Source organism: Alkalibacterium putridalgicola (assembly GCF_900109825.1).
Classification (GTDB): domain Bacteria; phylum Bacillota; class Bacilli; order Lactobacillales; family Carnobacteriaceae_A; genus Alkalibacterium; species Alkalibacterium putridalgicola.
This window is the reverse complement of the sequence record NZ_FOBL01000030.1, coordinates 1-23,981: the sequence shown is the minus strand read 5'-3', so window position 1 is coordinate 23,981 and position 23,981 is coordinate 1. Positions and strand designations below refer to the sequence as shown.

Here is a 23,981-nt window from a genome sequence, read left to right as displayed (position 1 = left end):
GCCTACTGATATATTTCAGGTTTGAGGACACCGATATACGGCAGGTTACGATAATTCTCTATATAATCCAGACCATAGCCCACAACAAATTCATGCGGCACTTCAAAGCCGACCCAATCTGCCTGTATATCGATTTTTCGACCACTCGGTTTATCCAGGATCGTCACGATTTTGACTGAAGCCGCTTTGCGGTACTTGAACATGTCTTTAAGATACGCCAGTGTCCCACCGGTATCGATGATATCTTCAACGAACAGCACGTGGCGGCCTTCTACGTTCGTATCCAGATCCTTAAGTATTTTGACTTCTCCGGATGATACCGTTTCATTGCCGTAGCTGGAAACGTCCATAAAATCGATTTCCAGATAAATATCCATCTCTTTGATAAGGTCAGCCATGAATGGCAAGCCGCCTTTCAGTACACCGACGAGCAGCGGGTTCTTTCCTTCATATTCCTTTGAAAGTATGGCACCTAGTTCTTTGACTTTTGCCTGTATTTCCTCTTCAGTGATCAGAATTTTCTCCATATCCTTTTTCATGTTTACCGTCTCCTTTGACTATTCGATTCCTGCTGCAGTATTTTTCTGGTATATAAGTACGTAGATTATTGTATCAGTTAATGGGTTGAGTGACAACGGCGATTCTTTATAACCAGCGAGCCAGACGATTTGCCCACGGCTGTCAGTGATCAGCCAGGCTTCGTCGCGTTTTTTTCGGGGGACTTTCTGGTCAATAAAAACATCTTTTATTTTTTTGGACCCATCGAGTCCTTTCACTTTCATCTTGTCTCCGGGCTCTCGGTGGCGGACCACCAGTGGCCATTCGATTCCTTTTTCAGCCAGATAAATGATCTGACCTTTCATTCCAACCATCTTCCGGAACGTTTCATAGGTAAACCAGCCTATTTTTTCCGTTTCATTCAGCACTTTCCACTGACCGAGCTCCAGCACTTCTGAGACAGCATCACTAGCGTTTGTTTCCTCACTATTTACTGCTTCTTCGATTATACACTTATCGTATTCTTTCTGTGCTGTCAGACGCCCCGGGAGCTCCAGATACGTATTGGGCCCGCCTGCCTCGAACCAGTCAAGCAGCAGGTCTACATGCTGCTGACTGATGGCATATACTTGCTCAGTCCGCCATTTCTTAAAAGCTCTGCGTAAAACGATTTTCTGGAATCCATGTTCCTGAGTGAGAAAGGAGGAGAGGTTCAGTTGCATGCGCGTGGGCGAGAGACCGAATGAACGAGCGAGCTCTGCTTCGATCAGCGGCTCCACGACTTTAAGCAGGTCATTCATATCGCTTGAAAAATCGTAGATATGCTTTTCCAGTGCGGGATTCTCCAGTTTCAATTCGGGAATGATGTGATGCCTGAAACGGTTTCGTGTATAGAGACTCGACTGATTGCTCTCGTCTTCTCTCCAGGAAACAGCATTTTCTCTCGCATAATTTAAGATCCTGTCTTTTGAATAGGGCAACAGTAGTCGCAGAACTATGCGACCCTCTGCCGGTCTTTCATTAGAAATGCCGGTCAGTTCATCCAGCGAACTCCCGCGAACGAGCCGCATCAGAACTGTTTCAACTTGGTCATCACGATGATGTGCGGTTAGAATGAACCGGCTGTTCACTTTTTCTGCCACTTCACTGAAGAATCGGTAACGGACATTTCTCGCTGCCTGTTCGATACCCGCTGCAGGATGGTCTGTTTTATTCCAGGTATATGTATGCACTGGAACGGCATAGGTCTTCATCCACTTTTTTATGAAATGCTCTTCCGCATCCGATTCTGGTCTCAGCTGATGATTGACATGGGCGACATGGATGTCCGGCCTGCAGTCATCCGGCAGCTGGTTCAGCAGATCAAACAGGACCATGGAATCGACGCCACCGGAAACACCTACAACAATACTTTCACCGGCGCGCCAGTAACTTTTTGACTGTATCTGATTCAAGAAATCTTCAGCTAGATCCACTGCCTCACATCCCCTCTTTTAATAAAGCGTGTTATCTCATGATAAGTAAAAAGGATTCAGGGATGCCCCTAAACCCTTTATTCTATCTGATATTAATGTCCAATTAACCTTTTCGACCACCGCGGCCGCCACGTTTATTTTCAGTATGGCGTTTTAAAGATGTCAAACGATCTTCACTGTCTTTCAAAAATGAATTCATCAGTGAATCGAAATCATCTTTTTTCGCTGCCGGACGTTTGTTTGAAGAACTTGGACGTCCTCTGTTTGATGATGGTCTTGGCTTGGAAGCCTCAGCTGCAGGTTTCTCTTGAGCCTTACGGATAGATAACCCGATTTTTCCATCGTCGGCGATAGATAAGACTTTGACTGTAACGGTTTGACCGACTTCTAATTCTTCGTTGATGTTCTCAACGTAACTATCTGAGACTTCACTAATGTGCACTAAACCTGTTTTGTTGTTGCCCAGATCGATAAATGCACCAAAATTAGCAATACCCGTAACTTTTCCTTCTACTTTGCTTCCAACTTCAATTGACATGTTTTCTATGTTGCCTCCTAAATAATTTGAGTTAATTATAGCATGTTAAAAATAAAGAATAAAGGATTAATGAAATCTTTGTGAATTTTTTTCGATTAATGTTCGTGATCCAGCCACTTATTCTTCATTCCCTGTTTCTTCTTCTTCAAAACCGGCTGCTTCTTCTTCCGTCACCTCGGTATGATCCGGGTTTCTGTCATCAGGAAAACTGAACACTATTTCATTATCTTTGGTCAAGTAATACTCACTGCGGGCCAGCTTGGCAACATATTCTTCATCTTCCAGGAGACCGATATAATACTCCAGTTCTTCCTGACGCAGATCCAGGGACTCCAGTTCTTCCTGAGCCTGTACCTTCTGATCCTCCAGCTTCTGCAGCGTGTAATAATTCCTGACCAGTCCGCTCCCGACCAGCAGAATAAGCATGATGCCTGCAGCCACGATCAGCTGCATCCGTCTTTTTAATTTTCTTTTGTATTTGAATTCTCTGATACTTTCGAGCGTTTTATGTTGTATGTATGGATTCTCCATGCGTGTAACACTCTGTTTCTTTTTATCCATATCATATCCCCCTCGGTTCCATTCTCTTACTCAAATCTGATTAACTAAAGTATAGCAATAAACCCAACCAATGAAAAGAACCAGCCGTTAATAAAAAACAGAATAATGGACATCCGACTCATTTTGTTCGCAGGTCGTCAGATATCCATTATTCTGATTGTCAGCCACTCTTTTTTGATCAAGCAGCTCTGTTTCCTTTAATCCTTTTACTTTTTACTCATAAGACTGCTTAAAGGTCTCTTCTATGACGGTGTATAAGTTCTTTGCCTCATCTTTTTTCGTCGTATCCCTGATATCATCCACAGATACTATCATTGTTTTATTGCCGAAATGGATCGTCAGCTCATCGCCGACAGCCACCTGACTGGATGATTTGGCTGTTTTCCCGTTGATTTGGATACGGTCTTTGTCTGCGATCTCTTTAGCTACTGAACGTCTCTTGATGATGCGTGATACTTTAAGAAATTTATCGAGTCTCATCGTTTTCCCTCTTTTCTTCCGCTTTTATTTTCTGCCATAAGGCATCCACCTCTTCAGGTGTTTCAGCCTTTACGCCATCGAACACATGCGGATGACGGCGTCTGATTTTTCTGTTCACTGTTTCAAGTACATCTTCAAAGGTAAAACGGCCTTCTTTTTCAGCGATACTGGACTGATATAACAGCTGGACTAAAACATCTCCAAGTTCTTCCATCCAGTTCTGGCTGTCATCTTTTTCGATAGCCTCGACCAGTTCCTGCGTTTCTTCTTTCAGGTAGCGGATCAGCGACCGAGCCGACTGTTCTTTGATCCATACATCACCCTGGTCGGTATCAGTGACTCTATCGATATAATACTGAAGCGTCGAAAGAGATGTGACCTGTTCATCCAACTCAAGCGGCGGGATATACAAAGACCTCAAGTTGTAGACCCCTTCAAAGCGATCGATTTCGTATAAAGGCATCCAGCTGATGTTTTCCTGGCCGCTTCCGGCTGCATCGATAACGGCAACACTGTGATCATCCGGATACTTTTCCATCAGCGTCAGTTTCACGTCCCCGGCCATCAAGGCGTTGAACACCTGCATGACGATGACGTGCTGACCCGTATTCAGCGTGTCCTGATTCAGATCAAAGGAATCCAGCAGCTGAAAGCCTTCGACCGGGTCGACCTGAACAGACTGGAAGAGGTCGTCGATAAAACTTTTTCCTCCGACGATGTTGACCTCCGGGTACTTGTCCAATAGATCTTTTACTGTTTTTTCAGCGACCATCGGATGACCGGGCACCGCATAAAGGATCTCTTCCTCCTCTGCCAGCGAGATGAGTTCATCTACGATGGCTGCGTATACTTTCTCGAAATCCTTGCCCATCTCTTCATAAAGATAATCAAAGGACTTGAACGTTATGCCTTCTGCTTTTAATTCCTTTACTGCCGGATGGTCTTCTGTTCTCAAATAGACACGTGGTGCTTTTCTGATTTTTTTCTCTATTTTAATCGGCATCTGGTCCTTGTCTCCCGGACCGAGCCCTACGACATGTATGGTATGCATCATTTCCTCCTGTCCCACCGAACGTTCACTCATTTATTCTTCTGATTCGTTCGACTCATCTGCCGAAGCCTGATCCTCGTTCTGCTTTTCCTTTTCCATGCGGTATTCTGCACAGTTTTTTGAAAATAGAACCAGAGCATCCAGCCATTCATTGTCATTCATGCGTCTCGTAAGTTTAAAGTCGATGGCTAGTTTCTCTTCTGACTGCATGTCTGTCTTCATCGGGATATCTTTTAGCGCCTTGAACACTTCAGGGAGCGGGTATTTCCGAGTCCCTTCAGCCGAAAAGGTCACAGTGACTGTGGCATTCTCTCGTTTGATCGTTTCGATCAGAGCTGTTTCACTGTACATTTTGAGCAGTCCGACTGAAAGCAGATCTGCTACCGACTGAGGATACTCGCCGAAGCGGTCGATCAGTTCATCCTGCAGTTCGACATAGTCTTCTTCAGAGGAGAACTGACGGATCCGTTTGTAAAGCTCGATTTTCTGCCGTTCATCTTCCACATATGAGCCTGGAAGATACGCATCAAGAGACAGATCCATTTCGACATGGGTCTTGGCTCGTGTTTTATCTCCGCGTTTTCTGGCTACTGCTTCAGACAGCATCTGTGAGTACAGATCGAAACCGACACTATCGATGAAGCCATGCTGCTGCTGGCCTAACAGATTCCCGGCTCCACGGATCGATAAGTCCCGCATGGCGATTTTAAACCCGGATCCCAGTTCGGTGAAATCTTTGATCGCCTGCAGACGCTTTTCACTTACTTCCGTCAGCACTTTGTTCGGCTGATGCATGAAGTAGGCATAGGCAATGCGGCTGCTTCGTCCGACCCGTCCTCGTAACTGATACAACTGTGACAGACCCATCCGGTCCGCGTCTTCAACGATCAGTGTATTGACATTCGGTATATCTACGCCGGTTTCAATGATCGTCGTGGTCACGAGCAGGTCGAATTCCCCCTGGATGAACTGATAAAGAACGTTCTCCAGCTGGTTCTCGCTCATCTGACCATGCGCATAAGCGATACGCGCTTCAGGCACGAGCTGCTGCAGTTCATCTGCCCGCTGCTCGATCGTGCTGACGCGGTTGTGCAGATAAAACACCTGACCGCCTCGGGCCAGTTCCCGCTGAATCGATTCCTGAACGACCGGACCGTTCATCTCCATGACATAAGTCTGTACCGGATAACGGTTGGCCGGCGGCGTTTCGATGACAGACAGATCCCTGACTCCAAGCATCGACATATGCAGCGTACGCGGTATAGGTGTCGCGGTAAGCGTCAGGACATCCACTTCGTTTTTCAGCTGTTTCAGCCGTTCTTTGTGTTTCACACCAAAGCGCTGTTCCTCATCAACGATCAGAAGACCCAGATCCTGAAATTCGATATCCTTGGATAAAACCCTGTGGGTCCCAACGACGATATCGACTTGTCCTTTTCTTAATCCGTTCACCGTTTCTTTGATTTGCTTCCCTGTTCTGAAACGGCTCAAAAGTCCGATCTCGACAGGGAAATCCACGAACCGTTCGATCATGGTCTCATAATGCTGCTGAGCAAGGACGGTCGTGGGGACCAGAAAGGCGACCTGTTTGCCGTCCTGGACGGCTTTGAAAGCCGCACGCATCGCTACCTCTGTTTTTCCGTATCCCACATCGCCAACAAGCAGACGGTCCATCGGTTTCTTTTTCTCCATATCAATTTTCACTTCATGGATAGAACGCAGCTGATCATCCGTTTCCGTATAAGGGAACGCATCATCAAATTCCTGCTGGTAGGCATCGTCTTCTGAAAAGCCATAGCCCACCTTACTTTCTCTGGCGGCATAGAGCTCGATCAGATCATCGGCAATATCTTCAACTTGTGCTGCCACGCGGTTTTTCGTCTTCGCCCAGGCCGTCCCCCCAAGTTTGTTCAGTTTCGGGGTCTTCCCTTCAGAAGATACATATTTCTGAAGCAGATTGAGCTGGGTCACCGGAATAAAGAGTTTGGAGGTATCGCTGTATACAACAGACAAGTAATCCTGATGTACGCCGTTTATCTCCATCGTTTCCATACCCATGAACTGACCGATCCCGTGATTGACATGAACCACGTAATCGCCTTTTTCAAGTTCCGAGTAACTTTTCAGCCGTTCAGCATTGGTGATATTCTGGCGTCTGGGCTTTTTCTTGGGGATCCGGTTGAACAGTTCTTTTTCAGTCAGAACAGCCAGTCTCTGTTGAGGCAGTTCAAAGCCGGTCTGGACACTTGACGTGATGACCTGTACCCTCTCAGGTTCGATCGTCCCGTCTTTGGACAGCACACTTTTGATCTCAAAGTTAAGCAGTGTCTGATGGACTTTTTCGGCCCGTTCTTCACTGTCCGTCATGACCACAACAGTATAGTTCTGTTTCTTCCAGCGTTCCATTTCAGTTTTAACGAGCGGCATCTGTCCGAAGAAACTCTGCATCGTGCGATACTGGAACGCATGGATCGCATTCAGTTTCAACCCTTTCATCCCTTTCTGGAAAAGGGCAAAATGCAGCTGCGGCTGATAACCCTGCTTCAGCGATTCTCTAAAAGGAACGGAGTAAGACTGATCATACAGTATCGTGCCGCTGGACAACTGACTGGTCACCCACTCGGCTTCTTCTTCATCCAGACGTGCTTCGTTTTCGAGGATCCGCGGATATTCATCCATGACTAAAACCGCATCGCCAGAAGCATAGTCGATGACCGTTGCCTTGTCTGTGTACAAGAGGTCCGTATATTTTGCCAGTTCTTCAATATAAGACTCTTCTCTGATTGCATCCATGACCGGCGTCACACTCTGTGTCAGCTGTTCTTTCCGGTCCTCTTCTTTCATCTTTTTCATTGAATGTGTAAAGGCTTTGTCAAAGCGCTTGAGTATCTCTTCTTTCTCGTCTACGGGAAGCAGCGCATCTGAAGCCGGGATGACCGTTACCTGATCGACATTGTGGCTCGACCGCTGTGTATCTGCATCAAAATAACGCAGGGAATCCACTTCGACATCGAATAATTCCATGCGTACGGGCTGTTCTTCAGTCAGCGGGTAGACATCGACGATGCCACCGCGAATACTGTATTCGCCAGGGGCCGCCACCTTCTGTTCTCTCCGGTAGCCCATTTCAGTCAGCTTCAATGTGATGTCATCCAGTTCCACTTCATCGCCTAATGAAAAAGTCAATTCGGCGTCTTTGAACACTTTAGGGTCCGGCAGAATCTTGCGTGCTCCGGCAAGCGGGACCACAACGATTCCCGGTTCTCCTTTTAAAAGAAAATCCAGCGCCTTGACACGGTCAGCCCGTGCTTCCGGTGAGGCGATCGCCATTTCAGCGTGGATCATATCATCGACCGAGAATAGAAAAAGCTGTTCGTCAGGAACCAGCCCAGTCAGATCAGCAATCATCTGATTAGCATGATAGAGATTCTGAGTGACGACAACGATCGGTTTCTTTTTTTCTTCCAGCATCGCCTGAAGCAGCAGCGTTCGGGCAGAGCCCGCAAGCCCCGTGACCAGCTGGTGACTCTGATCCGTCAGTGTACTGAATACCTCCTGCACCGAAGGCTTGTTACTTAAAAATGTGTGTAAGTGTGACACGCTGTTCAACTCCTTTTTCTACTCAATTGAACTGAGTCATAGTATCCATATAGGTATGGCCTTCAGCCCAGTAAATGGCTGCATCGGCTGCTTTCTTGACCGAGAACAGCATATCCTCGTGATCCGATTTATGGAAAGGACTCAAGACATGAGAAACGACCGACTGATTTTCAAAGGGACGTCCGACTCCGATACGCAGGCGATTGAATTTTTTTGTCCCCGTATGATCGATCATACTCTTGATGCCATTGTGACCGCCGGCTCCGCCTTTTTGTCTCAATCTTATTTTTCCTGTCGGCAGATCCATATCATCATAGATGACGACCATGTCTTCTTCCGTTAAATCATAATAATCCAGCCACTGTCTCACTGCACGTCCCGAATCATTCATATAGGTCTGCGGTTTCACTAGGATGACTTTTTCCGAACCGATCATACCTTCTGCATAGACCGATTCAAAATTTGACCGGTTGAACGCCCAGCCTTTCTGATAAGCGATCTCATCCAGTGTGATAAACCCTATATTGTGTTTCGTTTTTGCATATTTTCCCCCGGGATTGCCTAAGCCAATAATTAATTTCATTGTGTTCTCCTTATCGTTTCACTCATCTATAAGGTAAACGGATCCGTTTGCCTTATGATTTTCTTGTCTTTTAAATTAATCCTGAACATACAAAAAAGCTGAACGGTTACGTCCAGTCTTTATTGTTATTCTACAATTATAGCATATCTTTGATCTCGAACCCACTTGGTAGAGACTAGGTTTTTTTGATAAATTTATTCTGACACGACGGACAGGTGACACGTACTTTTTTTCTGCCGCGTGGAATCCTGATCTTCTGTTTGCAGCTGGGACATTTAGTGATTTTGAATGCCTTCCTCTGGATCCAGCGGTTTCTGTATTTTCTGTAACGGGATAAAACAGACTGTTTCCACTTCATATACTGTTGAAGTTCTTTACGCCGGTTGCCTTTTTCTTTGGACAGCACACGCAGTCCTCCAAAAGCGATCGAGGCTAAGGCCAGCATGTTCAGCAGGAACCCGCCAGTGAAATTACTGAATATACTCAGTACCAGTCCGACAAGAATCAGCATTTTTGATAGTTCATCATATCCATATCGGCCTTTCATGTAAAACATCAATTTACTTATCCATTGCATCTCATTCATTCCTTCAATAAAATTCTTTGATTTCACGGTTCACACAACAGTATACAGGATAAATCTTAAGAAACAATGAATATAAAGAACAAAGGGCATTGAAAAACATATAACCGGCATAATGTGCACCTGTTAAATCCATCTCCTGCTGCAGAATCATCAGCTTCTATATAAGACACAAAAGAGGCCGAAAAAAAACTCGGCCTCTTTTCACTACATTTTTACTCTGCTTGGGCAGCAGGAATAATGACGTCTTCGTATCTGACTAATTCTTCTGCGTCAGCTTCGTCCCCGACTTCCCATAAATCCTCTCCCGAAACACCTATCTGAAACGTTTGTTCAGCATCTTCAGCACTGACAGTAAAGGTGAATTCTCCTTCTGTCACTTCCGGTTTTTCAAAGACTACACCGTCTTCTATAACAAAAGCGAAAACTTCTTCCACATCTTCATTAGCTGTGGCTGTCCCGTTAATTGTCGCTTCGCCGTCTGTCGGTGTAAAGATATATCCATCTTCAGACCATGAACCGCCGGTCAGTTCCATCTCGACAGGTGATGTATAATCAAGATCGCTTCCGATATCATCGATAATGTCATGGGCACTTTCTTCTGTTTCTTCCGCTCCTTCTTCGACGACATCTTCCGTTTCTTCTGCTACATCTTCAACAGATTGCTCGACATCTTCCGCTTCATCTGTCTCGCACCCAGCTAAAGCAAAAGCAGAAACCGCTAATAAACTCACTATTTTTTTGTAATCCATTTTGAAACATTCCTCCTATGTTCTTTCGCCCAAATTATTAAACGATTATAATAAATTGAACATTTTTTCATTCGTGGATATCATACCATATAAAAAAGTAGTGCACAATAATTTGAACGCGGTGTGACAACATTTGGAAACCTGTACATATATCTGCGATTCAGTGATTCAAAAGCTTGACTATCTCTTCATACACTTATATCATTATTACATTGCGCTCATTTTCAATAAGGAACTTTGAGGAATGGATCAAGGTCATCCGACTATACCACTACGATAATAACCGAATGTTTAATTCTGTTGACTTTACATTTAAATACCGTTATTATAGTATTGCTAATCAAGAAGACCCATCAGACAATCATTGTTCCAAGTCTATACCAATAAAAATTTAACCGACTCTCTGAAAGGTGGAAAAATCAATGTGTGGAATTGTAGGATATATTGGAAGAAAAGATGCTAAAGACATATTATTACATGGTTTAGAAAAGCTGGAATACCGAGGTTACGATTCAGCTGGTATTTATGTACAGAATAAAGCGCACGAAGGACATTTATTTAAAGAAAAAGGCAGAATTGCTGCACTTCGTGAAAAAGTAGATGCTTCAGTGGAGGCAACGGCTGGTATCGGTCATACACGCTGGGCTACTCACGGCGCCCCAAGTGTACGTAATGCTCATCCGCACCAGTCTTTCAGTGAGCGCTTCACTATTGTGCATAATGGCGTTATTGAAAACTATCAGGAAGTTAAAGATGCTTACTTAGGAGATATCGATCTGAAGAGTGATACGGATACAGAAATCATTGTTCAGCTTATTGCCTGGTTCGTGGAAGAAGAAGATCTTGCACCCATCGATGCATTTAAAAAAGCTATCGTTGCTTTAGAAGGATCTTACGCGATCGCCTTGATGGACAGCGAAAATCCTGATGTTATATTTGCAGCTAAAAACAAAAGTCCGCTATTGCTCGGTAAAGGTGACGGCTTCAATGTTATCTGCAGCGACGCTATGGCGATGATCAAAGAAACCGATCAGTTTGTTGAACTGATGGATAAAGAAGTAGCAACAGTTACCCGCGAGTCTCTCGTCATCGAAAACTATTCCGGTGATATCATCGACCGCAATGCCTACACAGCTGAAATCGATTCAGATGATCTGGAAAAAGGGACGTACCCTTATTACATGCTGAAAGAAATCGATGAACAGCCAGCTGTCATGCGTAAATTATTGCTGAAATATCAGGATGAAAACGGCAAACTGACCGTGGATCAGGAGATCGTTGATACTATGCTGGAGTCTGACCGCATCTACATCATTGCGGCGGGTACAAGTTACCATGCCGGTCTGGTCGGTAAACAGCTTATCGAGTCCATGACTCACATTCCGACTGAAGTTCATGTATCCAGTGAATTCGGTTATCACACACCACTCCTTTCGGAAAAACCGTTCTTTATCTTTATTTCTCAAAGTGGTGAAACAGCAGATAGCCGTCAGGTACTTGTTAAGACAAACGCTTTGGGGCATCCATCACTGACTGTAACTAATGTTTCCGGCTCGACCCTGTCTCGCGAATCCAATTTCACGCTGCTCTTGAATGCCGGACCTGAAATAGCTGTCGCTTCCACTAAAGCCTACACAGCCCAGATTGCTGTATTAGCTATCCTCAGCGAAGTGGTCGGCATAAGTAAAGGCCTTATAAAAAAAGGGACCATGCTGCATGATATCGGTATCGTCGCCAATGCCATGCAGGCTATCGTCGATGATAAAGAGAAAATCGAAGAACTTGCCGCTGATTACTTGAGCATTTCCCGAAACGCCTTCTATATCGGACGTGGTATGGATTATCATGTCGCATTGGAAGCGGCCCTGAAGCTGAAAGAAATTTCCTACATTCAGACAGAAGGTTTTGCTGCCGGCGAACTGAAGCATGGCACGATCGCTTTGATCGAAGAAGGTACGCCAGTTATCGCGCTGGTGACGGAAAAAGGTGTGGCTGGTCACACCAGAGGAAACTTGCAGGAAACACAGGCACGCGGAGCCCATACGATGGTCATTTCAATGGACGGCTTGAACCGCCCAGGTGATCAGATCGTGATTCCGCATGTCAATCCGTTACTCTCTGCTCTAGTCAGCGTTATCCCGACTCAACTGCTTTCTTATTACTGCAGTCTGCACCGCGGAAATGACGTGGATAAACCACGTAATCTGGCTAAATCAGTTACTGTAGAATAAAGAATAGAACACGCATAAACGCTGCCTTCACTTCTGTGGGAGGCAGCGTTTTTAATTTAAGCTGAACGCAGGGCTGACTGACTCATGGAAAGATCATCGTCAGTCCTGCTCCCTTCCTCATATCCTGATTTTTCTGACAAAAAAACATGCGCCGATTTGCGCATGTTTTTCTTTTTTTATATTCAGCTGTTTTTCCAGTCACTGTGCATACGGTCCATCATATCTGAGACACGTGTACCAATTTCTTTATAGGCTTCTGTTTCCAGATTGGCCAACGAGACACGCACGGTCCACTTACTCGATCCGAACGCCTCGGCTTTCAAGAGCATCAGCTGTTCTTCCTCAGCCAGTTTAGCGACGATATCGGTCATCGTCCATGTCTCCTGAACGAAAGATCTAAAGGCATGTCCGTAACGTTTTTCCAGCCACCAGTCAAAATCGATCTCACAATAATAAGCTGTATTCAGACTTTTATAAGGGATAGACATCTCGAGCGACTCATATAAAAGCTCACCTCTTGTCTGACAGATGTCCATGACTTCCTGCTTGTATTCATCTTCTTCATCCATCAGGGCGTATAAACTGAACAGGGTCATCATGACCTGCTGCGGTGCAGATAAGCCGGCTGCATGATTCAGAGCGACTGAACGGCTGTCAGCTACGAGACGGTCGATGAACGATATCTCCCGTGGTTCTGAAGTCAGCGTCCCATAACGCTCATCCAAAGCTTCTTTTTTAGCCTCCGGCAGTTCGCGCAGACGTTCATCAAAGATGTTGTCCTTAGCCAGCGCGATCGTCCCTACGCGCCATCCGGTAGCACCGAAGTATTTGGAATACGAGTAAATACAAGCTGTATTATAAGGGATAGCTGTGAATAAGGATGTGAAATCCTTTAAAAACGTCCCATAAACATCATCGGAAAGGATCATCAAGTTCGGGTTGTCTTTTTTCACGATGTCCTGCAGCTGCTCGATCGAATCATTGTAAATGGCATTCGCTGTCGGGTTACTTGGGTTGACGACGAAAACCGCTTTGATCTCATCGTTTCTCAAACGATCCAGTTCCGATTCTGAGAACTGATAACTTCTCTGTCCATCGATCTCCATTAGTTCTGAACGGATATATTCAACATCAAAGCCGTATTCCGGAAGCTCCGGGATCTCCATATATGGGGCAAAAGTCGGTATCATCAACGCTATTTTATCATGGCGTTCAAGCAAGTGGTTATTTACCAGTGACTTGAAGGTATAGACGATTCCGGCTGTCCCGCCTTCGACCGCAAAAATGTCAAACGGTACAGTGGCTGAATTAAAGAGTTCATGGTGCAGATACTGTTTGATCGGCTGTTCGCATGCGGTCAGTACACGTTCCGGATAAGGATAATTGTCTCCTATGGTATAATCCAGCATGTGTGTCAGCCATTGTTCTCTTGGCATGCCTAATAAGTGTGACCCATTTTCCCAGATATCCTGTAAAAGCTCTGATCCCGGAGAATCCTTCTGATCGATAAAGGCTTCAAACCGTTCAGCCTGTCCAGTTTTCCCCTTGATCATTGTTCCAATGGACTGCTTTTCTTTACGCATTGTTTCTCTGGTCGCAAATTCCCCTAACAGGAAGTAAGCTTCGCGAGGAATCGGTGCTGTCCAGTTCGGATTACCTCTTCCGGCATTCAGCCATTCTTTATTAGTTTCCTGATGTGTCATTCGGCTTTCAAGATATAGATTTAATTCAAAGGGGCTCAAACTTTCTAGGTTTTGCTTCAAGGTTCCACTCCTATAAGATTTTGTGTGTGTCAGGTATTGGTTTACTATCATGATCTATGATCGTAAGTGAGTATAACAAACACTTTTCAGAAAACATAGTTCAGCGCCTCGTCCTTATCAGAGTTTTAGAGTATTCTCATTTGTTTGTAAAAAAGAGACGTTAATATCTAAAGACTTCTTTCACGAGCATCCTTCTCATCCTATGCATTATCTGCAGCTCTTACTTCTTTCCATTCTCCATACATCCGGTCCATCATGTTTACGATACGCCGGCCAACTTCTGCGTAGGCCTCTGTTTCCAGATTAGCCAGCGACACTCTGACAGACCACGTACTTGAGCCGAACGCATCAGCTTTCAAGAGCATCAGCCGCTCTTCCTGAACGAGTTTGGCGATCAGGTCGGTCATGGTGTGATGTTCAACAATATAGGTCTTAAAGGAGTCACTGTACCTGTCTTTGAGCCATAAAGCAAAATCGATTTCACTGTAATAGGCCGTGTCAAGCTCTTTGAGAGGGAGTGTCAGATCCAGAGCATCATAGAGAAGTTTCTGTCTTTCATAACACATCTCCATCACTTTCTTTTTGTATTCATCTTCTTTATCAAGGAGCGAATACAAGCTGAAAAGGGTCATCATCACCTGCTGCGGTGCAGAGAGTCCGGCCACGTGATTCAAAGCCACAGACCGGCTGTCTGCAACCAGACGGTCGATGAACAAGAGATCCCGCGGGCTGGATGAAATGGGCCCATAACGTTTGTCAAGCTCTTCTTTCTTGGCTTGAGGCAACTCTCTCAGACGCTTGTCAAAAATATTTTCTTCAGATAAAGCCCGGGTTCCGACGCGCCATCCCGTTGCCCCGAAGTATTTGGAATAGGAGTAGATACAGGCCGTGTTAAAGGGCAGCGACGTAAACAATGAAGTAAAATCATCCAGAAACGTGCCGTAAACATCATCCGTCAGGATCATGAGATTTGGATTATCCCTCTGTACGATATCTTTCAGCTGTTCGATCGTTTTATCATAAATCGCATTGGCGGTCGGATTACTCGGATTGACAACAAAAACGGCTATGATGTCATCATTTCTCAGACGATCCAGTTCCGCTTCTGAAAACTGATAGCTTGCTTTCCCGTCGATTTCCATCAGTTCGGATTTGATGTATTCCGTTTCGAATCCATATTCCGGCAGTTCAGGAATCTCAAGATACGGTGCAAAGGTCGGGATCATCAGAGCGATCGTATCCTTGGGTTCAAGCAAATGATTATTCACTAGAGACTCGAAGAAATAGACAATACCTGCCGTTCCTCCTTCTACAGCAAACACATCAAAAGGAACAGGTCTGGCTCCAAACAGTTCATGATGCATGTAGTGCTTGACCGGCTACTCACATGCTGTGAGTATGCGGACTGGATAGGGTTAATTGTCACCGATCATGTAATCAAGGATATAGGTCAGCCACTTTTCTTTTTTCATTCCCAGCAGGTGTTCGCCGTTATCCCACACGTCTTTCAAAAAGGAGGATCCTTTAGATGTTTTCTGGTCCAGAAAATCCTGGAACCGCTCGACTCTGCCCTTTTTATCTTTTATTTTACTGCCGATAATATCGTCTTCCTGATCCAGTGTTTCATTTGTAGCAAATTCTCCCAGCAAGTAATAAGCCGCTCTCGGTACGGAAGCAGTCCAGTTGGGATTCCCTCTACCGGCATTCAACCATCCTTTTGATTCATCCTCATCATTTACACTCTTTTTAAGATAAACATTCAACTCAAACGGATTCAGGCTCTCAATATCAGCTCTCACTCTTTTCACTCCCATATCGAATCGGTCATATTTTTCCAGTTTATAAAAGTATATCAAAGCCAGTTGTCATTGTCCTGACAGAAGCATTTTTATCAGGATCCAGTAAAAAAGAGACCGGGATAAATCCCAGCCTCAGTCCTATATATTAGTTATATTTTTTGAACCAGGATTTGATTTCTTCCATCCGGTCGAGACGAAGATGCGGCAGTCCGGCACGTGACAAGCCATGGCTGGATTTTGGATAAAGCACCATTTTTGTATCCACACCTTGTTTCTTCATTGCCGTATACATTTGCTCACCCTGTTCCTGCGGGCAGCGCAGATCTTCTTCCCCGTGGATGACCAGCAGCGGGGTCTTGATGTTGGTTGCATAAGCCAGCGGAGACATCTTCCACAGATCCTGGGCCTGCTTCACCTCTTTTTTAAGCTGGAATTCAACAAAGAAGGCACCCACATCACTGGTTCCATAGAAACTGAGCCAGTTGGAGATACAGCGCTGTGTCACGCCTGCTTTGAACCGGTCAGTATGGCCGACGATCCAGTTTGTCATAAATCCGCCGTAACTTCCCCCAGCCACAAAGACCCGTTCCTGATCTATTTCTGGATGATCATTCAGGATATGATCTGTCCCAAGCATCAAGTCTTCATAGTCCTTGTTTCCGTAGTCACCCAAAATGGAAGCGACAAATTCCTGACCGTACCCATTCCCGCCTCGGGGATTCAGCATGATCACCCCATAGCCTTCACTAGCAAGCTGCTGCATTTCATGGAAAAATGTTTCTCCGTAGCATACTTGTGGTCCGCCATGAATATAGAGGATCGCCGGATGGTCCTTCTTGTTGTCAGTGGGCGACACGTACCATCCTTGGATGTCCCAGTCGTCGGCTCCTTTATACCAGAACTCCTCGATTTCAGCATAGGCATGTTCTTGTGAGAAAGTCTTGTTCGGATCATAGACGATTTCGAGCCGACCACTGTTTATGTCCAATACAGCAAGAACACTCGGTGTATTAAGATCAGAATAGGTGACGACAAATTTATTATTTTCAATAAGCGCCCCATCAGTCAGATGGATCTTTTTACCGAAGACCCGTTCGTTGTTTCCTTCCGTATCTCCTTTGTAAAGCTGCAGTTTACCTTCTTCCGTAACCGGGTAAACAAACGTATCATCCGTCAGCCACACCAGTGGAAAACCGTTCGTTTTCTGCTGGAAGTCACCGATAACGACATCGCCGACATATTTGTCTTCTGCTGACAGTTCCTTGAAGGTACGCTCCTTCCGGTTCCAGCCAAATACCTTGTTCAAGGTAACGAAAGCATGAGAAAAATCATTTCCTGTAAACAAGAAAACATTTTCGGTTTCATTGACAGCTTCAAATGAGAAACTTCCTTTTGGGATATCTTTGGTGATCAGTTGTGATTCTTCCTTAGCTATGTCATATTCATAGACACTAGCTCCGTAGACCCATTCGTTATCCGGATCAAGCTTATCGACAAAGAGCAGAAAACTTTCGTCTTTTGAGACATACTGAAGTCTGAATGGACGGTCCTTCTCCAAGATGACTGAATCCTTTTTAGATGCGACATCCAGTTTTTTCACTTGATAGGTTTTTTCGATATCAGTGATACCCTGGCCATCCATTTTATACTGAAGTTTAGTAATGGGTTTAGGTTTGAATTTTTTGGATTCTGCCTCATCTGTCTTATCTTCTTCCTCTTCTTCTTTAAAAGAAGTCTGATAATAGACCGAAGCGCCATTGCTCGTCCATTCATACGTGCTGACTCCTTCTTTTTCATCTGTTATCGGCGTCGCTCCTCCGCCTTCCAGAGGCATAATGAACACTTGAGGTTTTTTTCCTTCTCCAGCAGATAGGAAACTCAGCCATTTTTCATTCGGACTGATTTCCAGTTGAGAAGGGTTCAGCTCTTCACTTACCCACTGCACTCGCTCGCGGGTCTTTTGTTGAAGACTCCAAGCCGAAGTCAGATAGCTGTTCTTTTCTTTATCTGTCCGCGTTTCCAGATAAAATAACCGGTCCCCGTGTACGAGAGGCTGCGAGACATTTTTAAGATCAAATAAACTTTCACTTGTTATCGGTTTCAATTGCACATCTCCATTCATTGATTAATAAAACGTTAGAAACACGTTATCATTTTCTCATTTATCAGCGTTTCCGTCAATAAACAATCCCTTAATATATGTTCATTTCCAGGGGATTTCACCCCGGAAATGACATCAGTTATGTTATACTTAACTAAGAACGAGTAGAAAGGATGAATGTTATGGAACAAAAAGAAAAACGTCAGAAAATCATACTGATCGGAGACGGAGCTGTCGGCTCCAGCTATGCTTTTGCCCTGATAAACCAGAATATCGGACAGGAACTGGGTATCATCGACGTGAATAGAGAAAAAGCCGAAGGGGATGTCATGGACTTAAACAGTGCTTTGGCTTTCACTGCGCCCAAGAAAATCTATGTCGCTGATTATGAAGACTGCCATGATGCAGACCTGGTTGTCTTTACAGCAGGCGCTTCGCAGAAACCCGGCGAAACACGACTCGATTTAACTGAAAAAAATCTGCGCATCACTAAATCAGTGGTAGAGAACGTGATGAAAAGCGGTTTTGACGGTGTCTTTTTAGTTGCGACAAATCCCGTAGACATATTGACCTATGCCGTTTATAAGTTATCCGGTTTGCCTTCGAACAAGGTTATCGGTTCGGGTACATCCCTGGACAGCGCCCGCTTCCGTCATGCCGTTGCTAACTTGCTTGATGTGGATGTTCGAAACGTTCACGGTTACATTATTGGTGAACACGGCGATACCGAATTCCCCGTCTGGTCCCATGCCAACGTTGCCGGATTACAGATCAACGAATGGGTGTCCAACAACCCGATGACCGACGAGAAGGCGCTGGTCGACATTTTCTTCTCCGTTCGTGATGCGGCTTACGACATCATCCAGAAGAAAGGTGCCACGTTCTATGGTATCGGCGCTTCACTTGCACGTATCACCCGCGCCATCTTGAATAACGAACAGGCTGTTCTGCCTCTGTCTGTTTATCTGGAAGGTGAGTATGGCCAGAACGATATCTATATCGGTTCTCCAGCGATCATCAACAGCAATGGACTTAAAAAAATAGTAGAGATCCCATTAAATGATTCTGAAAAAGAGAAAATGAGACATTCTGTCAACACCATCCGAACACACTTGAAAGAAGTCCTGGACAAAAACCCGGATCTGGGATTCACTATTGATTAAACTTATGCACCTTTACGAAAAAAGCAGCAAGTCCCCATGGACTTGCTGCTTTTTCATTATATTGTTCTACATTGGAATAATGATGTCACTATCTTCTTGATGGATCTCTTCTCCATCAGGCGACTCTGCATGGATTTCAATGATCAGCTGATGTGGAAGGACGACTGCTGTTTCTCCCGGCTTGCTTATCCAGCCTCTTCTTACTCCCAGCTGGTCCGGACTGTTATCTTCTTTGTTCCGGATACGCGTCCCATCCACTTCAATGATATTATATTGTCCTTCAGCGGGTTCCAGTGTAAATTCTTCATGCGGAGTATCTTCATTTAACTCCACTCTGTATACTTCTTCGCCGGATATTTTTACCGTGGCGATGATCTGTGCACCTTCGTCAACCTGACTCAGCTGTATACCGTATACTACATGAGGTATAAATGATCCCAATAGAAGGATGACGATAATCACGACATCCAGCGGTTTCATATTTCTTAAATGATATTTAAGTTTATCGATCATCCTTCTACCTTCCTCCTCGAGGAAAAGATTCCCGAAGACAAAACACATAAGAATAAAGGGGACACGACGTATGTGTCTAAACAGGGACATCTTTATACTTTATTCGTCGTCTTTGAGATAGCCTTTGAATTGTTTTTCAAATAATGGAGACACAGAACGGTTTTCATGGATGCGTTTGATCGCATGACCCATCAATTCGCCTACACTGACCTGTACGACTTTATCGATCTTTTTCTCTTCCGGCAGCATGATTGAATCCGTCACGATCATTTTCTTGATCGGAGAAGCTTCTATACGTTCGATCGCAGGTCCTGAGAATACAGGATGTGTTCCGCAGGCATAGACATCTTTAGCGCCTTTTTCGATCAGGGCATCCGCAGCCAAAGTGATCGTACCCGCTGTGTCGATCAGGTCATCGATCAGAACGGCTGTTTTTCCTTCTACATTACCAACAATATTCATGACTTGAGCAACGTTCGCTTTTGGACGTCGTTTATCAATGATCGCGATCGGAGACTTAAGGAATTCAGCCATTTTACGGGCACGTGTCACCCCTCCATGATCGGGTGATACTACGACAGTGTTTTCCCCGCCTAAGCCCTTATCCAGGAACCAGTTGGCGAGTAATGAAGCCCCCAGCAGATGATCCACTGGAATATCAAAGAACCCCTGGATCTGTGACGCATGCAGGTCAAGCGTGAGCATCCGGTCGGCACCAGCCATCGTGATCATGTTAGCGACCAGTTTAGCAGTGATCGGCTCTCTTGAACGGGCTTTTCTATCCTGTCTGGCATAGCCGTAATACGGCATAACGATGTTGATCGTTTTGGCGCTCGCACGTTTCAGCGCGTCGATCATAATCAGGACTTCCATTAGATTATCATTCGTCGGTGCTGACGTTGACTGGACTACATATACATGGTCTCCTCGAATACTTTCATCAATGTTGATGCGAATTTCTCCATCACTAAATTTCGTTACAGAAACTTCTCCCAGCTCCACACCGATATCTTGTGCGATTTTCTCAGCAAGGGGCTTATTCGAACTCAATGCAAAGATTTTTAACTTTGGATCAGAATATTGTTCAGACATGTCGGCCTCCATCATTTTTATTCTTTTATTTACCTACTATCAGTTTATGCCTAAGTGCAGAATAAATCAACCACAGAACTCGTTGTAAGCCCTCTCTTAGAGAGAATTTTAATCTTTATGCGGCATTTTTTTGAAGTAGTCTGCCTTGTTGATTTGACGGGCGCGTGCAATCGCTAAAGACTCAGCCGGTACGTTATCCGTAATCGTTGATCCGGCAGCAATATACGTATTCGCTTCAACATCTACGGGCGCGATCAGATTCGTATTGCATCCGATGAAGGAATTATCTCCGACGTTGATATGATGTTTCTCTTTGCCGTCATAGTTGACAAAGACCGTTCCGCATCCCAGGTTGATGTTCTGACCTAAAGTGGCATCGCCGACGTAAGTCAGATGACCCACTTTGGACTCCTTGCCGATGGTCGACTTTTTGATTTCAACATAGTTCCCGATATGCGCGCCTTCTTTAATAAGTGATTGAGGTCTCAAGTGACTGTTCGGACCGATATCACTATTGTTTTCCATAACTGAGTCTTCGATATGTGAACTTGTTATTTTCACTTTTGAATGAATGGTACTGTTTTCTATGATGGAATGGGCTCCGATCATGCAGTCTTCCCCGATTACTGTCTCACCTTTCAAGTATACGCCAGGTTCGATCACTGTATCCTGACCGATTTTTACGTCACTTTCGATATACGTTTGAGCAGGATCGACCATGGTCACGCCGTTTCTCATATGTTTTTCGTTGAGGCGCTGTTTCATCAGACGATTAGCTTCAGCCAGTGCCACGCGGTCATTGACACCCAGTGCTTCTTCCTTGACCGGCAGCTGGTAACCAGAAATAAGTTCTTGCTGGTTTTTCAATATTTCCATAACGTCCGGCAGGTAAAATTCTCCCTGAGCATTATCGTTGTCTACTTTCTTCAACGCTTGAAATAAAGCCTGGTTGTCGAAGCAATAAGTGCCTGTATTGATTTCTTTTACAGCCTGTTCTTCTTCTGAGGCATCTTTCTGTTCGATGATCTTGGAAACAGACCCGTCTTCCATACGGATCACTCGGCCGTACCCGAACGGATCATCGGCATGGGCAGTCAGAACTGTTGCTTTTGCTCCGGCTTTTTCATGATGGCTCATGAGCCCTTCCAGCGTTTCTTTCGTCAGTAATGGGGTGTCTCCGCAGATGACGACCGTTGTTCCTTCTTCATTCCCGAGGATCGGCTCTGCCTGCTGAACCGCATGGGCTGTACCCAGCTGTTCCTCCTGAAGGACATACTTACTTTTATCACCTAAGTAATCCTGTACGGTTTCTGCTCCGACACCGGTCACTGTAACAATATTATCGATATCAGCTTCTAATGCCTGGTCGACGACATGGCCCACCATCGGCTTACCCATAACAGGATGCATCACTTTGTATAACTTTGATTTCATTCGTGTCCCTTGTCCGGCAGCAAGGACAACTGCAAATCGTTTTGTCATTATTTTTTTCTCCTAACTGAATGTCTTGCGGTCAGCATTAGACCACTTACCTTTTTCAATACCCATTAGTTAAATATATTTAAAATTCTTCTTTCATCATACTGTATGACCCCACCGTTTTCAAGATATATAAGGTGTTAGTGTAAAATAGTTCTCGGTTAGTGATATCATTTCGTTTTCTAGACAAAAAGAAACGAGACCTTTAATCTAGTAGTTACCACACCAGTAGAAAAGAGGCCTCGTTATGAATCATATAATATCACAAATAGTTGAACTCTGGAAGAACGAAGAATCTGTTATTGATATAGAAAATAATTTAAACCTTTGGTTTCAAGGTTGGAATGAATGGTTAATGCAGCATGCCATAGAGAGAATAGATAAAGAACTTTACCAGCAGTATAAACATAAAGGCTGGCATGTAGACAATATTGAACCTCGAACTGTTCAATTTGTATTTGGTAAGATCACTTACTATCGGAGACGACTAAGAAAAGAAGGGAAACCATCTTTTATTGCTTTGGATGAAGCCTTAGGCTTACAAAAGTATAAGCGCTACTCTCCCAACACTCAAAAGGTTATGGCTCAATTGGGGGCTAATATGCCTTATAGACAAGCCAAAAAGTCTCTTCTGATAAGTAGTTCTGTGACAGCTAGCCATTCTACCATTCACCGTGTAACGCAAGAGGTTGGAGAAAAGGTTCAACACTATCTGTCTAAATATAACTATAAATCAAATCTTCCTAAGACTAAGCGAAAGAAGGTAAAAGCATTATATATTGAAGGTGATGGTTTGCTTGTCAAAGGAAGGCAAGGCGACTCCCCGACCATTCATCGCGTCATCGTACATGAAGGTATTGATAAAAAGAAGCAGAGACATACGCTTATAAACAAAATGGCATTTTCAAGTTTAGATTCTAGTAAAGATGCTTTTAAGCAAGCTGCTCATTACTTAAATCAAGTCTATGACTTGAAAGAGACACTTGTCATCACAAACAGTGATGGAGGAAGTGGATATGAAAAAGATAAATTTGACACTATCGTTGGCTATTGTCATCGGCATGAACATTTTAGAGATACCTACCACGTCTATCGAAAATTAAAAGAACGTTTATCTTTCGATAAAAAAATGGAAGGATTAATGATAAAGGCTGTAAAAAAACATGACTGGTCATTAGTGGAATCCGTTTGTGCAACAGCTGAAAGCAGATTGATAGACATACCAGAAGAAAGCAAAGCAATACGTAAAGATCAAATTGAAAAACTGAAAAAATATTTGTATAGAAATTGGGAATACATCAAAAGCTTTAAACAACGTGATCTCCCCCTGTCCGATGGGACAGGCGTTTGTGAAACTGGACATCGTGTGTATAGTTACCGGACGAAAAGGCAGGGACGTAGTTGGACAAAGTCAGGTGTAGCTAATGTCGTAGCATTACTAACAGCAGAACAAAACAGTCTTCTGAAAAAAGCTTTGTCCACAGAAGTTGATTCTATCGTTGAACCGTTAGGTGAAGATCTTAAAGGAGCAGTACGTCAGGCTTTGAAAAAGCCTCGTTCAACTACACGCACTGTTCAAACTGGGAAGATATCCAACTATGGCCCTGTGAGTAGCTTCATTGGAAAATTAGGCCGGGCATTTTCCTAAAAAAGTTAATATAACATACTTTCTGTTTAATTCTACTAGTTAAAGGTTACCGAGAAAAACTTGACGCATAC

18 protein-coding genes and 1 pseudogene are annotated in these 23,981 nt (G+C 44.4%); 3 read left to right on the top strand and 16 right to left on the bottom strand.

Features of this window, described 5'->3' with window-relative positions; genetic code table 11:
* Nucleotides 1–2: 2 nt before the first annotated feature.
* The 10 genes from hpt to BMX84_RS09605 form a co-directional block, all read right to left on the bottom strand.
* Nucleotides 3–539 (bottom strand): hypoxanthine phosphoribosyltransferase, encoded by a 537-nt coding sequence (gene hpt / locus BMX84_RS09650; RefSeq protein ID WP_091489260.1) that lies wholly within the window; start codon nt 537–539, stop codon nt 3–5.
* Nucleotides 540–557: 18 nt separating this feature from the next.
* Nucleotides 558–1,973, bottom strand: coding sequence for a tRNA lysidine(34) synthetase TilS (tilS, locus tag BMX84_RS09645; protein ID WP_091489258.1), 1,416 nt, complete (start codon nt 1,971–1,973; stop codon nt 558–560).
* A gap of 103 nt (nt 1,974–2,076) precedes the next feature.
* Nucleotides 2,077–2,511, bottom strand: coding sequence for a S1 domain-containing RNA-binding protein (locus BMX84_RS09640; protein ID WP_091489257.1), 435 nt, complete (start codon nt 2,509–2,511; stop codon nt 2,077–2,079).
* A gap of 117 nt (nt 2,512–2,628) precedes the next feature.
* Entirely contained in the window at nt 2,629–3,072 is a 444-nt protein-coding gene (locus BMX84_RS09635) for an FtsB family cell division protein (RefSeq protein ID WP_091489255.1), read from the bottom strand.
* 213 nt (nt 3,073–3,285) lie between these two features.
* Nucleotides 3,286–3,552 (bottom strand): RNA-binding S4 domain-containing protein, encoded by a 267-nt coding sequence (locus BMX84_RS09630; protein WP_091489253.1) that lies wholly within the window; start codon nt 3,550–3,552, stop codon nt 3,286–3,288.
* Nucleotides 3,539–4,603 carry a MazG nucleotide pyrophosphohydrolase domain-containing protein gene (locus BMX84_RS09625; RefSeq protein ID WP_091489251.1) on the bottom strand — a complete coding sequence of 355 codons (1,065 nt, stop codon included), beginning with the start codon at nt 4,601–4,603 and terminating at the stop codon, nt 3,539–3,541. Before BMX84_RS09625 ends, BMX84_RS09630 begins: the two co-directional genes overlap by 14 nt.
* A 33-nt stretch (nt 4,604–4,636) precedes the next feature.
* Nucleotides 4,637–8,203 carry a transcription-repair coupling factor gene (gene mfd, locus BMX84_RS09620; protein WP_307723343.1) on the bottom strand — a complete coding sequence of 1,189 codons (3,567 nt, stop codon included), beginning with the start codon at nt 8,201–8,203 and terminating at the stop codon, nt 4,637–4,639.
* 22 nt (nt 8,204–8,225) lie between these two features.
* Entirely contained in the window at nt 8,226–8,786 is a 561-nt protein-coding gene (gene pth, locus BMX84_RS09615; RefSeq protein ID WP_091489250.1) for an aminoacyl-tRNA hydrolase, read from the bottom strand.
* A 175-nt stretch (nt 8,787–8,961) separates the two neighbouring features.
* On the bottom strand, nt 8,962–9,363 hold the full coding sequence (locus BMX84_RS09610; RefSeq protein ID WP_091489248.1) for a zinc ribbon domain-containing protein: 402 nt from the start codon (nt 9,361–9,363) through the stop codon (nt 8,962–8,964).
* A 221-nt stretch (nt 9,364–9,584) separates the two neighbouring features.
* A complete protein-coding gene (locus BMX84_RS09605) occupies nt 9,585–10,121 on the bottom strand; it encodes a hypothetical protein (RefSeq protein ID WP_091489246.1) in 537 nt (178 codons plus the stop codon).
* A gap of 422 nt (nt 10,122–10,543) precedes the next feature.
* Between BMX84_RS09605 and glmS the strand changes: the two genes are divergently transcribed.
* The gene (gene glmS / locus BMX84_RS09600; protein WP_091489245.1) at nt 10,544–12,352 is read left to right on the top strand and encodes a glutamine--fructose-6-phosphate transaminase (isomerizing); all 1,809 of its coding nucleotides are present in this window, start codon (nt 10,544–10,546) and stop codon (nt 12,350–12,352) included.
* Nucleotides 12,353–12,534: 182 nt separating this feature from the next.
* On the opposite strand, the gene aspD (BMX84_RS09595) is transcribed toward glmS, so the two are convergent.
* The 3 genes and pseudogenes from aspD (BMX84_RS09595) to BMX84_RS09585 all read right to left on the bottom strand — a co-directional run bounded on the left by aspD (BMX84_RS09595) (nt 12,535) and on the right by BMX84_RS09585 (nt 18,018).
* Nucleotides 12,535–14,166: an aspartate 4-decarboxylase gene (gene aspD / locus BMX84_RS09595; protein WP_091489243.1), complete on the bottom strand. Its 1,632-nt coding sequence runs from the start codon at nt 14,164–14,166 to the stop codon at nt 12,535–12,537.
* Between the two features lie 149 nt (nt 14,167–14,315).
* A pseudogene (aspD, locus tag BMX84_RS09590) lies at nt 14,316–15,929 on the bottom strand (aspartate 4-decarboxylase).
* Nucleotides 15,930–16,059: 130 nt separating this feature from the next.
* A complete protein-coding gene (locus BMX84_RS09585; RefSeq protein WP_177165533.1) occupies nt 16,060–18,018 on the bottom strand; it encodes a S9 family peptidase in 1,959 nt (652 codons plus the stop codon).
* Nucleotides 18,019–18,197: 179 nt separating this feature from the next.
* Here BMX84_RS09585 and BMX84_RS09580 point away from each other — a divergent pair, with 179 nt between their 5' ends.
* Nucleotides 18,198–19,178 carry an L-lactate dehydrogenase gene (locus BMX84_RS09580; RefSeq protein ID WP_425528536.1) on the top strand — a complete coding sequence of 327 codons (981 nt, stop codon included), beginning with the start codon at nt 18,198–18,200 and terminating at the stop codon, nt 19,176–19,178.
* Between the two features lie 66 nt (nt 19,179–19,244).
* Here BMX84_RS09580 and BMX84_RS09575 read toward each other — a convergent pair whose 3' ends face one another.
* The 3 genes from BMX84_RS09575 to glmU form a co-directional block, all read right to left on the bottom strand.
* On the bottom strand, nt 19,245–19,691 hold the full coding sequence (locus tag BMX84_RS09575) for a NusG domain II-containing protein (RefSeq protein WP_091489239.1): 447 nt from the start codon (nt 19,689–19,691) through the stop codon (nt 19,245–19,247).
* A gap of 99 nt (nt 19,692–19,790) precedes the next feature.
* Nucleotides 19,791–20,783, bottom strand: coding sequence for a ribose-phosphate diphosphokinase (locus tag BMX84_RS09570; protein ID WP_091489237.1), 993 nt, complete (start codon nt 20,781–20,783; stop codon nt 19,791–19,793).
* Nucleotides 20,784–20,891: 108 nt separating this feature from the next.
* A complete protein-coding gene (glmU, locus tag BMX84_RS09565; RefSeq protein WP_091489236.1) occupies nt 20,892–22,265 on the bottom strand; it encodes a bifunctional UDP-N-acetylglucosamine diphosphorylase/glucosamine-1-phosphate N-acetyltransferase GlmU in 1,374 nt (457 codons plus the stop codon).
* A 244-nt stretch (nt 22,266–22,509) separates the two neighbouring features.
* Between glmU and BMX84_RS09560 the strand changes: the two genes are divergently transcribed.
* Complete coding sequence (locus BMX84_RS09560; protein ID WP_091487483.1) at nt 22,510–23,910, top strand: ISLre2 family transposase; 1,401 nt, start codon at nt 22,510–22,512, stop codon at nt 23,908–23,910.
* Nucleotides 23,911–23,981 lie beyond the last annotated feature (71 nt).

Coding starts and splice junctions, on each gene's coding strand:
- hpt (WP_091489260.1), bottom strand. CDS start 539: ATGAAAAAGGATATGGAGAAAATTCTGATCACTGAAGAGGAAATACAG.
- BMX84_RS09640 (WP_091489257.1), bottom strand. CDS start 2,511: ATGTCAATTGAAGTTGGAAGCAAAGTAGAAGGAAAAGTTACGGGTATT.
- BMX84_RS09635 (WP_091489255.1), bottom strand. CDS start 3,072: ATGGATAAAAAGAAACAGAGTGTTACACGCATGGAGAATCCATACATA.
- BMX84_RS09630 (WP_091489253.1), bottom strand. CDS start 3,552: ATGAGACTCGATAAATTTCTTAAAGTATCACGCATCATCAAGAGACGT.
- BMX84_RS09625 (WP_091489251.1), bottom strand. CDS start 4,603: ATGCATACCATACATGTCGTAGGGCTCGGTCCGGGAGACAAGGACCAG.
- pth (WP_091489250.1), bottom strand. CDS start 8,786: ATGAAATTAATTATTGGCTTAGGCAATCCCGGGGGAAAATATGCAAAA.
- BMX84_RS09610 (WP_091489248.1), bottom strand. CDS start 9,363: ATGCAATGGATAAGTAAATTGATGTTTTACATGAAAGGCCGATATGGA.
- BMX84_RS09605 (WP_091489246.1), bottom strand. CDS start 10,121: ATGGATTACAAAAAAATAGTGAGTTTATTAGCGGTTTCTGCTTTTGCT.
- glmS (WP_091489245.1), top strand. CDS start 10,544: ATGTGTGGAATTGTAGGATATATTGGAAGAAAAGATGCTAAAGACATA.
- aspD (WP_091489243.1), bottom strand. CDS start 14,166: ATGATAGTAAACCAATACCTGACACACACAAAATCTTATAGGAGTGGA.
- BMX84_RS09580 (WP_425528536.1), top strand. CDS start 18,198: ATGGAACAAAAAGAAAAACGTCAGAAAATCATACTGATCGGAGACGGA.
- BMX84_RS09575 (WP_091489239.1), bottom strand. CDS start 19,691: ATGATCGATAAACTTAAATATCATTTAAGAAATATGAAACCGCTGGAT.
- BMX84_RS09570 (WP_091489237.1), bottom strand. CDS start 20,783: ATGTCTGAACAATATTCTGATCCAAAGTTAAAAATCTTTGCATTGAGT.
- glmU (WP_091489236.1), bottom strand. CDS start 22,265: ATGACAAAACGATTTGCAGTTGTCCTTGCTGCCGGACAAGGGACACGA.
- BMX84_RS09560 (WP_091487483.1), top strand. CDS start 22,510: ATGAATCATATAATATCACAAATAGTTGAACTCTGGAAGAACGAAGAA.